Source organism: Sphingobacteriales bacterium, from assembly GCA_016719635.1.
Lineage (GTDB): Bacteria > Bacteroidota > Bacteroidia > Chitinophagales > JADIYW01 > JADJSS01.
Genome location: JADJYT010000009.1, coordinates 126,997 through 139,307, shown reverse-complemented (window position 1 = coordinate 139,307; position 12,311 = coordinate 126,997). Strand labels below are relative to the sequence as shown.

The 12,311-nt window shown below is 43.0% G+C and carries 11 protein-coding genes; 7 read left to right on the top strand and 4 right to left on the bottom strand.

Features of this window, described 5'->3' with window-relative positions; all coding sequences use genetic code 11:
• Positions 1–22: 22 nt before the first annotated feature.
• The gene (locus IPM95_13180) at positions 23–568 is read left to right on the top strand and encodes a hypothetical protein (protein MBK9330223.1); all 546 of its coding nucleotides are present in this window, start codon (positions 23–25) and stop codon (positions 566–568) included.
• 50 nt (positions 569–618) lie between these two features.
• Positions 619–2,106: an IMP dehydrogenase gene (guaB, locus tag IPM95_13175; GenBank protein MBK9330222.1), complete on the top strand. Its 1,488-nt coding sequence runs from the start codon at positions 619–621 to the stop codon at positions 2,104–2,106.
• A 221-nt stretch (positions 2,107–2,327) separates the two neighbouring features.
• Here the strand turns inward: guaB and IPM95_13170 are convergent, their stop codons facing one another.
• The 4 genes from IPM95_13170 to IPM95_13155 all read right to left on the bottom strand — a co-directional run bounded on the left by IPM95_13170 (position 2,328) and on the right by IPM95_13155 (position 6,711).
• Positions 2,328–3,632, bottom strand: coding sequence for an alanine racemase (locus IPM95_13170; protein ID MBK9330221.1), 1,305 nt, complete (start codon positions 3,630–3,632; stop codon positions 2,328–2,330).
• Between the two features lie 118 nt (positions 3,633–3,750).
• Positions 3,751–4,176, bottom strand: a complete 426-nt coding sequence (locus IPM95_13165) for an IS110 family transposase (GenBank protein MBK9330220.1) — start codon at positions 4,174–4,176, stop codon at positions 3,751–3,753.
• Between the two features lie 16 nt (positions 4,177–4,192).
• The gene (locus tag IPM95_13160; protein MBK9330219.1) at positions 4,193–4,648 is read right to left on the bottom strand and encodes a transposase; all 456 of its coding nucleotides are present in this window, start codon (positions 4,646–4,648) and stop codon (positions 4,193–4,195) included.
• A 566-nt stretch (positions 4,649–5,214) separates the two neighbouring features.
• Positions 5,215–6,711 (bottom strand): NAD(P)/FAD-dependent oxidoreductase, encoded by a 1,497-nt coding sequence (locus IPM95_13155; protein MBK9330218.1) that lies wholly within the window; start codon positions 6,709–6,711, stop codon positions 5,215–5,217.
• Between the two features lie 112 nt (positions 6,712–6,823).
• On the opposite strand from IPM95_13155, the gene IPM95_13150 reads away from it, so the two are divergent.
• From IPM95_13150 to IPM95_13130, 5 genes are all read left to right on the top strand, one after another.
• Positions 6,824–8,014, top strand: a complete 1,191-nt coding sequence (locus IPM95_13150; GenBank protein ID MBK9330217.1) for an aspartate aminotransferase family protein — start codon at positions 6,824–6,826, stop codon at positions 8,012–8,014.
• Position 8,015: 1 nt separating this feature from the next.
• Positions 8,016–8,432, top strand: a complete 417-nt coding sequence (locus tag IPM95_13145; protein MBK9330216.1) for a hypothetical protein — start codon at positions 8,016–8,018, stop codon at positions 8,430–8,432.
• 2 nt (positions 8,433–8,434) lie between these two features.
• Entirely contained in the window at positions 8,435–9,895 is a 1,461-nt protein-coding gene (locus tag IPM95_13140; protein ID MBK9330215.1) for an oligosaccharide flippase family protein, read from the top strand.
• An 81-nt stretch (positions 9,896–9,976) separates the two neighbouring features.
• The gene (locus IPM95_13135; GenBank protein ID MBK9330214.1) at positions 9,977–10,798 is read left to right on the top strand and encodes a hypothetical protein; all 822 of its coding nucleotides are present in this window, start codon (positions 9,977–9,979) and stop codon (positions 10,796–10,798) included.
• Entirely contained in the window at positions 10,767–12,236 is a 1,470-nt protein-coding gene (locus tag IPM95_13130) for an O-antigen ligase family protein (GenBank protein ID MBK9330213.1), read from the top strand. Before IPM95_13135 ends, IPM95_13130 begins: the two co-directional genes overlap by 32 nt.
• The last annotated feature ends 75 nt before the right edge of the window (positions 12,237–12,311 follow it).

Sequence of the window (12,311 nt, the reverse complement as noted above, 5' to 3'; positions counted from 1 at the left end):
GTTTTCAATAATAGTCAATTCTATGAAAAAATCAATAACGTTTATTCTGCTTACATGGAGTGCCATTCAGGGTTTCTCCGAAGATAACATTTACCGTACGAAACTGGAGCAGGCCGTAAACACAACAGGCTTTCTCTATAAACAGGAAGTCTATACCGTCGATAATATTCCGGCGTTCAGAATGGATGCCGTTAAAATCACCAATCTGGAAAAATTTACGGTTATATCCGGAATTAAGGTACTTCATAAGATTCAGGTTAAAAAAGAATTAAAGACCATCTATAATTACATCGATGCCGATGAAATTGACGGACTGCTTACTTCTCTGCAATACATGAAAACCATCCTTAAAAGTCAAACAATACCGGGCAATTATACAGAAATAAAATACACCTCCAAATCCGGGTTTCAGGTTTCGCTAGCCACCATATTAAACGTTTCCAATAAGTTAGACTGGAATTTCACCGTCCAAACCAATTTGTCCAGCGAAAGAACTTTGGTGATTTTACCCTTAGACGATATCGGTAAACTGCAAGATACGCTGGAACAAGCCAAGGGAAAATTGTAAAAAATTCCTGATTTTTTCTGACAACTTATAAGTTCTGTGTATCTTTGCACATGGAAACACCTTCTCTTTTCACCTCCCATCATAAGTTTGTCGGCGAAGGATTAACCTTTGATGACGTCCTCCTGTTACCGGCTTACTCTCAGGTTCTGCCCCGAGAAACGGATATACGGACACAGGTTACCAAAAACATCAGCATCAACATCCCGATACTGTCTGCAGCTATGGACACCGTTACCGAATCTGTGATGGCCATCGCTCTGGCACGGGAAGGCGGCATCGGTGTATTGCATAAGAACATGTCCATTGACATGCAGGCGCAGGAAGTGCGCAAGGTGAAACGCTCTGAAAGCGGGCTGATTACCGACCCTATTACCCTGAAACCTACGGCAAAGGTGGCGGATGCGTTTGCACTCATGTCTGAAAACAGAATTGGCGGTATTCCTATCACCAACGACACCGGGATACTGGTGGGGATTCTAACCAACCGTGATTTGCGTTTTTGCAAGGACAGGAATATGCTCATCCAGGATTTGATGACGAAAGACCGCCTCATCACCGCACCGGAAAAAACCACCTTAAAGCAGGCGGAAGACATCCTGCATGAATACCGGATTGAGAAACTGCCGGTGGTAGACAAGAACGGAAAGCTGGTGGGTCTAATCACGTACAAAGACATCACCAAAGTCAAAAACTATCCTAATTCCACCAAAGATACAGCGGGAAGGCTTCGGGTCGCTGCTGCCGTTGGCGTTACACCGGATATGATGCAGCGAATGGAAGCACTGGTGTCAGCCGGCGTGGACTTTATCTGCATTGATACGGCGCACGGACATTCGCATGGCGTATTGGAAACGATTAAGAAAGCAAAACAAGCCTTTAAAGAACTGGATATCGTGGGCGGAAACGTGGCTACCGGTGCGGGAGCCAAAGCGCTCGCAGATGCAGGTGTGGATGCCGTAAAAGTGGGTGTTGGCCCCGGCTCTATCTGCACCACCAGAGTGGTGGCAGGAGTGGGTGTACCTCAGTTGAGTGCTATCTACGAAGCGGCGGTGGCGCTGAAAGGAACCGGTGTGCCGGTTATCGGCGACGGCGGCATCCGATATACGGGCGATATGGTAAAAGCGCTGGCAGCCGGCGCCAATACGGTGATGGCAGGTTCTTTGTTTGCCGGCACGGAAGAAAGCCCCGGAAAAACGGTGATTTTCGAAGGGCGTAAATTCAAGACCTACCGTGGCATGGGCAGCCTGGAAGCGATGCAGGAAGGTTCCAAAGACCGTTATTTTCAGGATGTGGAAGATGATATCAAAAAATTAGTGCCGGAAGGCATCGTTGGCCGTGTGCCGTATAAGGGAACGATGAGTGAAGTCATTTACCAGTTTGTAGGCGGGTTGCGCGCCGGTATGGGTTATTGCGGCGCAGGGGATATTCCGGCATTACAGGAAACCGCACAGTTTGTAAAGATTACCGTTGCCGGCGTGAATGAAAGCCACCCGCACGATGTAACCATAACCAACGAAGCGCCAAATTACAGCAGGTAGTTTTTTATTGCAAACCTTAACTGCGTTTGCCATGCTTTAGCCGGAGCTAACACTGTCAAGATTCGGGTTACTTTTGCCGGTTCCGCTTCCTTTTGTCAAACTTTAAACACAGCAAAGTCTACTGTTAAATCAGCAAGATTTCTCCCTGTGGTCGAAATGACTGGATACGATTAACAGCGTTTGTTTTGCTGTAGCGGGAGCTAATATCATTGTTAAATGAATCAATTTCCACCGGCATAGGTTGTCCATTCACCCACGATTTTCGTTTTTTTATATAACAACACCTTGCTGAAGCAAAGCATGCCATCGCCTTCCCACGGCTGCGTGAAGATGAAATCATCCACCTGAATCCGGTTTTTATCTGAGCTGCCCAAAATGCTCTGATTTGGCAGCAGATTGGAATAGCCTTTATCATCTTCGTTCCAAAATGTGTTTATTATGATGCCGTCAGGTGACGCTATATCACCGGGCCATCCGCCTCCCATCATGAAATAGGAAACCTTCAAATTCGGATTCCACCAATTTACCAATGGTGAAATCTTTTCCGCATGCGGCAGCAAGGCCGTTTCTATCTTTTTCAACACCGGTGATGCCAGATAAAGAGCAGGCTGATGCCCGTATGTATATAATTCCGGAAACTGGGCAGGTGCTAAAAATCCGGAACCCATGGCAATATCATTTACATACATGCTGTCTTTGTAATTTTTATAATAAAAATACGTACGGCTGCCCCCGCTGTTCAGCGTCATCGCCTTAATTTCGTCCTCTGTATAATACGGTTTCAAGCCATTTACAAATGCGTTATATCTATTTTGCACATCCGCGAATGCCTTTAAAATCTGTTTTTTCTTGTTGATGTAAAAGGGTACAAAAGGCACATGCCCGTCGTAACCCATCAAACCGATACACCGTACATACGCATGGTTCGCCTGGATATACTGAATGGCTTTAGCCATCTTTTCCGGGTTATCATATCCTCCACGCTGTAACCCTACGTTGATTTCAAGTGCAATATACAGGGTGGTATTTTTCTGTTTGGCTAAATCCACATATTCCTTTAGACGCTGTTCGGTATCTACGAGCCAATGTATGGTATTCCAATGTTCTTTCCCGGACAAGCGGGCAACGGCATCCACCGGCAACGGCTTTCCCAACAGGATGTCCAGTGAATCTGCCGGACATTTATCTAACAGTTCTGCGATGAATGGTTCGGAAAACACCATCAGCCTGTTTGTATTTGCCTGCTGCATCAGGTAATTCAGCAAATCGACGGATGGCAATGACTTGGTGACCAAACGAAGCTGAAAACGGCTGTCCAGGTTGCGTCGGATGACAACAATATTCGAATCTAATCTGTCCATATCCAAAATGGCATGAGATGCGCCTTTATGGTTTACCTTAAGAGACTCATTGAGTTGTTTAAAATAAGGCGAATACGTACATGGTACCTTATTCGGTTTTTTGTACAGGAGAATGAAGCTGCAAACCAGCAGACAAAACAGTATCCCTTTTTTCCAATGATGCATACAACAAATATAGGAAAGAATATGCTGCAGTGGTCCGTAAAGTCCGCTACATAAGGCGTTGTTTTGAAATAAGCAAGATTTGTCCCTGCGGTCGAAATGAACTGTGTAAATATCCAAATTATTTTAAAGAAAAATTAGGATTGTAAGCTATATTTCCTGTGCCTATGGCAAATGCTTGTCTGACAAGTTTGTTTGCTAAAGCTACTAATGCTAATTTTCCATTTTTTCCTCTTTGTTTTAATCGTTCGTACATTTCTTTACATTGTTTATTTGAACTCATGGCTCGCATAGAACATAAATATAATAATTGTCGCATTCGACTCATTCCCATTTTACATATTCTGCTTTTACCTTTTACACTTGTACCTGATTCATATAACCTTGGACAGATGCCAATATAACTTACTAATTCTTTTGCATTCTCAAACTTTGTAAATCCATCTGTTACAACTATTAATAACATCGAAGTACGTTTACCTAAACCTGGTATCGTCTGTAAATTTTTATACAGTTCTGAATGATGTTTTTCTGTGATAGCAACCATTTTTATTTCTACTTTTTTATCTCCTTATCATAAAAGCAATCTGTTTCTTAATAATTTTACTGACATCCTTGCTCATCTTCCCACTACTGACAAAAGCTTCTAATTGGTTACTACAACTTGTTTTTTGTTTGGTGAGATTATCCAGAATCGCTTGTAATTGCTGGAGTTCTAAAAGATGTTCTGCTTTGGGTTGCCATAATCTTGGTGTTTCACTCTTACCATATTGTGCTATCATGGCGGCATCTTTCCTGTCTGTTTTAGCTCTACTCATTCGCATCTTACAAAAATGATTTACTGACAATGGATTTACAATACTTAACAATATTTGCTGCGAATGTAAATAATACGCAAACGGCATATAGTAACTACTGGTAGCTTCCATCACTATGCAGGCATCTTTCGGCAAATATTTGATAATGCTTTTAAAACCCAGTGGATTATTGCTAATCTTTTTTGTGTACATAGCAGCCATCTTCTTTCGGTATGGCTACATCTAAAGTCTCTTTGGAGACATCTACTCCAACATAATTTACTACTTTTGTCATGATAAATTTGAGTTTTCTCAAACTGGAGAGCTATCTGGTTGTTGACTTATCTATCCTAAATACGTGCTCATGGCACTATGAACTGTCCAAGTTTACAACTCAGAAGGGAAAGGTGATTAGCATTTCGAACGGTATCACACTACCTATGACGGTACTTAATCTTTATCCTTTCCTGCTCTTCTGTTTGATTGTGATTAATAAATTTTACCTTTACAAGATATTTATTCCTCAGTTCAAATTAGTTTTCTGCAAACATAGGATCACACTACCTATGACGGTACTTAATCTTTATCCTTTCCTGCTCTTCTGTTTGATTGTGATTAATAAATTTTACCTTTACAAGATATTTATGCCTCAGTTCAAATTAGTTTTCTGCAAACATAGGATGACGGGATTGCAGGTACAAGATTTACCAGTCTCAAACCTTATCTGCATTAGCTGTACTTTAGCTGCGTTAACGCTATCAAGGTTAAGATGTCGAGGTTTGGGTAACTTATACCAGTTCCGCTTCCTGTTGTCTCACCTTTTCTTTTTCTACGGTATAATCGCCGAGGTGGACGTGTCTGGTACGGTTTCTGAACTCCAGCGTAAAGCCCGGCCAAACGGTATGGTTCTTTCCGGCCTCACTCACATACCAGCTTTTACAGCCTGACTGCCATACGGTACCTTCCAGTTTCCGTTGTATTTCTGCATTGAATGTATCCTGTACCTCTTTCTTCACTTCGATAGAACGGATGTGCTGTTGCTGCATCTTGCTGATCGCATCTATGATGTAATTCGTCTGTGACTCGATCATATATATCATCGAATTGTGTCCGAGTCCGGTATTGGGCCCCAACATCATGAACATATTCGGGAAATGATGGACACTGGTACCGTAGTACGCTTCCGGACCGTTTTCAAAAGCCTTCTGGAAGGTGATGCCGTCTTTTCCCATCACATCATAATATTGGAAACTGTCTGCCACATGGAATCCCGTTCCCAATATCACGGCATCTATCTTTCGGGATGTACCGTCTTTCGTCACCACACTGTCTTTGGTAAATTTCTCAATACCGTCCGTTACCACTTCCAGGTTAGGCTGCGCCAGTGCCTGATAATAATTATTGGATAACAATACCCGTTTACAGCCCAGGCGATAAGTAGGTGTCAGTTTTTTACGGAGGTCAGGGTCTTTGATATATTTATTGATATGTCGTTTTCCGAGCACCTCGCCCATTTTCAGGATATTTTCATTGTATATCATGCCGACTACCTGCGCCTCGTTGAGGTAATAGATAAAATCGCGGTTGAGCTTCTGTACCAACGGGATTTTTTCAAATAGTGTGTGCTGGGTTGGCGTAAATTCCCCATCCGGCTTTGGCAATACCCAGGGGGCTGTGCGCTGCATCAGGTAGAGTTGTTTTACCTTTGGCTGAATCTCGGGAACAAACTGGATGGCACTGGCACCCGTTCCGATGACGCAAACATTCTTGCCGTTCAGGTCATAGTCATGGTTCCACTGCGCGGAATGGAAAACGGTTCCTTTAAAATTTTTAATTCCGTTTATATCCGGGATACTGGGCAGATGTAACGGGCCGTTGCCGAATACCACCACATTGGAAGATAATTGTTCGCCTTTTGTATTGATCAGATTCCATATTGCCTTGTCTTCCTGATAGCGGGCGGATTTCACTTCCCAGTTGAAGAGGATATGCTTTTCCAAATCATATTTCTGTACACAATTTCTGGTGTATTCCAGGATTTCCTTCTGAGGAGAATATTCTCTTGTCCAGTTCGGGTTTGGTTCAAAGGAATACGAATACAGATTCGATTTCACATCACACGCCGCTCCGGGATAGTGGTTATCCCGCCAGGTTCCGCCCACTTCGGCGGCTTTTTCCACTATCTTAAAATTGTGAAATCCTGCCTTTTTCAACTGTATGCCAACACAAATCCCGGAGAATCCGGTACCGGTAATGAGAACAGAAAAATCTTTCTTAGATGCCATAATGCTATATTTAACGGAAGTAAAGTTAGTCCTAAAAACAGTCCTTCATCTATGCATAAGCTAATTTATGGGCGGGAAATAATAAGTTATTATTAATTAATAACTTTGCACCATGTTATCCCAGCGACAGCTATTTTTACAACATGTGGCACAAACGAGCGATACGCCTCTCGGTCTGGAAATTGACCATGCTGAAGGTGTCTATTTATATGATACATCCGGCAAACGATACATTGACCTTATTTCCGGCATCAGTGTCAGCAGTCTGGGACATTGTCATCCCAGAATCGTGCAAGCCATACAGCAGCAGGCGGCACGCTATGCGCACACCATGGTCTACGGTGAGTTTATTCAATCACCGCAGGTACAACTGGCAACATACGTTTGCAACCTGCTGCCGGCTGCTTTAAACTCCGTCTATTTTACCAATTCCGGAACGGAAGCTACTGAAGGCGCCATGAAACTGGCGAAACGATTTACAGGAAGAACGGAAATCATCTCCTGTAAAAATTCTTACCACGGCAGCACGCAGGGTGCGCTGAGTTTGTTGGGAGATGAATATTTCAAATCCAATTACCGTCCCTTATTGCCGGATACCCGGCAGATCCGATACAACCATTCAGAGGATATCTCTTTGATTACAAAAAGAACCGCCGCCGTTTTTATGGAAACTGTTCAGGCGGAGGCCGGTGTGCTGGTACCTGGCAAAGGATATTTACAGGCTGTCAGAAAACGATGCGACGAGACGGGCACATTGCTCGTGTTTGACGAGATACAAACGGGCTGCGGCAGAACAGGCAGTTTATTCCGCTTTCAGGCAGAGCAGACAGTACCGGATATTTTACTGCTCGGAAAAGCCTTCGGAGGCGGCCTGCCCCTGGCATGTTTTATTTCAAATAAAGAAACGATGAGCGTATTGCAGCACCATCCCGTATTGGGGCATATCACCACTTTCGGAGGCAATGCGATATGCTGTGCGGCTGCGCTGGCATCCTTACAGGAAATAGCGGAATTGAAGCTATATGAAACAGCAGGCGCAAAAGCCCGATTGTTTGAAGAATTATTAAAACATCCCGCCATCCGAAAGATTAACCATTGCGGACTGATGATGGCAGTCTATCTGGATAATTTCGAGAACCTGAAAAAGGTGACAGACAACTGCCTTGAAAACGGACTGGTGACGGACTGGTTTTTATTTGCCAGCAACTGCATGCGAATCGCTCCGCCTCTGATCATCACGGAAGAAGAGATTCGCGTATCTTGCCGGATTATTCTGAATGCCTTAAACAACGTATATCCATAGCATGTATCCGCCAAGACAGCTCATATCCCTGCTTGTTCTCGCCCTATTCTTTTGCGGGACTGGCAGCCTGTTTGCACAGTCTGACGGCAAAATGCCGCAAAGTATTTTCATAAAGCTGATCAATACTACCGAAAAGTTGGAACTGAACCATGCCACTCAATTTGCACATGTCGATTTGCCGGAAAAATACCGCAATACCTTTCTGAGTTATATAAAAGATACTGCCGCAACAGAAATCCCTGCACTTACTTCCCAAATCTACTACAGCTGGCAGCTCAGGGGTGGACAGGTTATAAACGGAGATGTTTACTGGAAAGACAGTACGGGATATGTCGTATTCAAGATTGACCATAAGAAGTATGTAAATTCATTTACCAAAGAAGGGATAGTACAGCTCAAATCCATCTTTAAACTATAATTTTGAAAAAATCGTTTCTGTTCAATGTATTCTTTATGGTCTTTGTCAACTTCCTGATAAAGCCGTTCTGGGTATTCGGTATCGACAGAACCGTACAGAATAAGCTGGGCGAACAGGAATACGGCTTGTATTTTGCCATCTTTAATTTCACCTATCTGTTTCAGATATTACTGGACTTCGGGCTGCAGAATTACAACAACCGGGAAGTCGCGGCTGACCGCAGCAAAATCAATTCATTGCTCCCGAACATCTTATTCTTTAAAACTCTGCTGTTTATTGTCTATCTGGTGTTGTGTGTGGCCGTCGCCTATCCGCTGGGCTATTTGGCAAAGCCCTTCATCTGGGTCATTCTAGTCAATCAGATTCTATTATCCTTCACCATTTATCTCCGTTCCAATATTTCCGCCCATCAGCTATTCATCAAGGATGCTCTGCTGTCCGTGCTGGATAAATTACTGATGATCATCTTTTGCGGTTTCTTAATCTGGGGCAACAGCAGCCACTTTCAATTAACCGTTTTCAATTTCGCACTGGCACAACTGGCAGCTTATTTCATCACGTTTTTGGTCTGTCTTTTTTTCTCATTCCGATTAACCCGCCGGTTAAGACTATCTCTCGATCTTAATCAGTTTATTTCCATATCCCGTCAAACCTTACCCTATGCCATTATCCATTTTCTGATGACCACCTACTACCGCATTGATGGTGTGATGCTGGAAAGGCTCCAGGGCAGCAATGGGGCAGCGGAATCCGGCATCTATGCGCAGGGCTACCGAATCATGGAATCGCTGAACAATATCGGTTATCTATTTGCCACCATCCTGCTGCCGATGTTTGCCTACAGGATTGCCCAAAAGTCCGAAATAAAAACACTCTTAAAATCGTCTCTATCGATCATCTATTGCCTGTCCGTATCATTGATAGTCTGTTTTTTTACGTACCGTACGGAACTGATGCAGCTGCTTTATAACACCGCTGACAGCGGTTATTCCGCCGAGGTATTCGGCTATTTGTTGTTAAACTTCTTTCCGGTAGCCATATTATACGTGATTGGAACGCTTCTCACCGCCAATCAGAATTTCAGATTAATGATTGCCACATTGGTGACGGCGGTCATCCTGAACATCTCTTTAAACTACATCCTCATCATACGGATGGGTGCCAAAGGAGCCGGAATAGCCACCTTAATCACCCAGCTGTATATGTTGGCTTGTTATTCCGTATATACGTTCCGTATTTTCAAACTAAGGTTCAACTATAAATATGTCTTACAGTTGTCAGGATTTGCATCGATTTGCCTGTCCCTGGTTTTCATATTAAAGACATTCCGTTTTTCTGCCAGCATTCCGTTAGACCTGGCTTATCATATATGCCTGTACCTCATTTGTATCCCATTCCTATCCTATGTGCTGGGATTGGTCAATTTGAAGTCGCTGGAGCTGAAAGTGGGTTATAAGGAATAATGCCTATAAAGGATTAATACATAGTCAAATTCATTGTATTTTCGTACTTTTGGCAGATTCTTTAAATTATATATTTCCTGTATGCTGGAATTGTTTAAAATCGTAGCCAAATGGCATAAGCAGATTCTTCTGTTTACGATAATCGCTGTAACAGTCAGTTTTATCATTACGCTGCCCTTTATCATGCCGCCTTACTATAAATCCAGAATGGTATTTTACTTATCCAATCCTACGAGTACGGACAGGGCAGCCTTATTCAATGAAAAGGAAGCCGGAGGCGTCAGTATGTTTGGAGGAAAAGAAGATATCAACCGGTTTCTGACAATTGTATCCTCTGCGCCTATGAGCCTGGCATTGATTCACAAGTTTGAGTTAGGCAGGCATTACAAGATCCGGGCAAAGACGCCTGCACTTTTTACGTATTATACGCAAAAGGAATTTTATGAAAATTTCAACGCCGTCAGAAATGATTTGGGCGCAATTGAAGTCAGTATTGTAGATACGGATGCCAGGCTTGCGTCCACACTGGTTACAGATATTGTCATGCGTTCAGATTCCATTTACAGGTCGATACTGATTGAAAACAAATCGACGGTGCTGGATTTAATCGACAAACAGATTGCAGAAAAAAAACTGATGCTGACTTCCGGCAACTCAGAGACGGCATCGGAAGAACTGACAAAATTAATGACCATACGGGACCAATATGCCGTTTCATCCTCCAAGGATTTTAAAACCATCTTTGTGGTGGAGGAGCCGCAACCGGCAGTAAAGAAAGCAAAGCCCATCCGATGGTTGATTCTATTAAGCACGGCAATCATCTCATTTATTCTTGCGTCATTCGCTGCACTCCTGTTAGAATTGTATAAACATGCAGACAAATACGGATTTCAACGCACCTAAGATAGCAGACAAATATGCCGGTCCTTTATTCTGGGTATTCGGGCTATTCACGATCCTCTGTTTTTCCACCGGTATCTATACGGAAGATTATACACTTGGGATACTACCATTCTGCCTGTTGTTCTCTGTTCTGGCGTTATTAAATTTCAGACTCGTTTTTTTTATATTATTGCTTACCATTCCATTATCAGTCGAAACGTATATAGGCAGTTTCGGTACCGATTTGCCATCTGAACCCATCCTGATACTTTTGACCGGAAGTATCCTTATCTATTTTCTTATCAACCCTGACGAACTGAACCAAAAATCCTTCAGACACCCCATTTTAATGGTGTTATTCGGCATGTTTGGCTGGAGCATCTTTGTCACGTTCTTTTCAACAGACGCTGTTCTGTCCGTTAAATACCTGCTGGCAAAGTCCTGGTATCTGTCAGGGTTTTTCCTGTTACCGATCTTACTGATAAGAAATGAAAAATCCATTCGTATCCTTTTCTGGTGTTTATTTATTCCCACATTTGGCAGTGTGCTGTTTATCCTGATTAAACATGCCACCTTACACTTCAACTTTGACAACATACAAAAAGCCGTGTACCCCGTTTACCGGAATCACGTCAATTATGCCGTTTTCATCACCATGTTTCTTCCGTTTCTGTTTCTCGCCAAAAGCTGGTACCCGAAGCATTATGTCAGACATACTGTTTTAAGGTATTCCATTCCCGTGTTTATCGCCGCCATTTTTCTGTCTTACACCCGCGGCGCATGGCTTGCCCTGATTGGTATGCCATTCTATATTCTTATTCTGCGATTCAAACTAACCAAGCTTGTGCTCCTTGCGGCAAGCGTGATTGCCATTACATTCACGGGATATATGGTATCGAACAACAATTACTTAAAATATTCTCCGGACTTCGAACACACCATTTACCACGACGAATTGGGGGAGCACCTCACTTCCACCTTTGAGATGGAAGACATGAGTACTGTAGAACGATTTTACAGGTGGATTGCCGCCGTTAAATTATTTAAAGAACATCCTTTCGTCGGGGTGGGTCCGAATAATTTTGTCACGAACTACAAGCAATTCACCGTCACCGCTTATGAAACATATATCAGCGACAATGAGGAACGATCTACCGTACACAATTATTTTCTGCTGCTGCTCACCGAACAGGGGTTACCTGCTTTGCTCCTCTATATTATTTTAATCGGCGTTATATTGTTAACGGCAGAACAGATTTATACCGTCTCAGATGCAGAAAACCGGAAATATATCGCTGTCGTCACATTATGCATTGTAGCATTCCTGTTAAACAATACGCTCAGTGACCTTGTCGAGGCGAACAAGGTGGGTTCTCTGTTCTTAATCTGCCTGGGGCTATTGGTTAATTTCAGTACAGGACAGATAAAGATTGAATCAGCTTTAAATACAGAAAAATAAATTTACTTCCGCCGCATTAGTTGTAGTTGTGCAGGAATACAAAGAATCAAAAATAAGCGGAATCAGAAAGGCGAA

What these genes read in the sequence shown, in the direction of transcription:
- IPM95_13180 (MBK9330223.1), top strand. Translation starts at nt 23, where the DNA reads ATGAAAAAATCAATAACGTTTATTCTGCTTACATGGAGTGCCATTCAG.
- guaB (MBK9330222.1), top strand. Translation starts at nt 619, where the DNA reads ATGGAAACACCTTCTCTTTTCACCTCCCATCATAAGTTTGTCGGCGAA.
- IPM95_13170 (MBK9330221.1), bottom strand. Translation starts at nt 3,632, where the DNA reads ATGCATCATTGGAAAAAAGGGATACTGTTTTGTCTGCTGGTTTGCAGC.
- IPM95_13165 (MBK9330220.1), bottom strand. Translation starts at nt 4,176, where the DNA reads ATGGTTGCTATCACAGAAAAACATCATTCAGAACTGTATAAAAATTTA.
- IPM95_13160 (MBK9330219.1), bottom strand. Translation starts at nt 4,648, where the DNA reads ATGGCTGCTATGTACACAAAAAAGATTAGCAATAATCCACTGGGTTTT.
- IPM95_13155 (MBK9330218.1), bottom strand. Translation starts at nt 6,711, where the DNA reads ATGGCATCTAAGAAAGATTTTTCTGTTCTCATTACCGGTACCGGATTC.
- IPM95_13150 (MBK9330217.1), top strand. Translation starts at nt 6,824, where the DNA reads ATGTTATCCCAGCGACAGCTATTTTTACAACATGTGGCACAAACGAGC.
- IPM95_13145 (MBK9330216.1), top strand. Translation starts at nt 8,016, where the DNA reads ATGTATCCGCCAAGACAGCTCATATCCCTGCTTGTTCTCGCCCTATTC.
- IPM95_13135 (MBK9330214.1), top strand. Translation starts at nt 9,977, where the DNA reads ATGCTGGAATTGTTTAAAATCGTAGCCAAATGGCATAAGCAGATTCTT.
- IPM95_13130 (MBK9330213.1), top strand. Translation starts at nt 10,767, where the DNA reads ATGCAGACAAATACGGATTTCAACGCACCTAAGATAGCAGACAAATAT.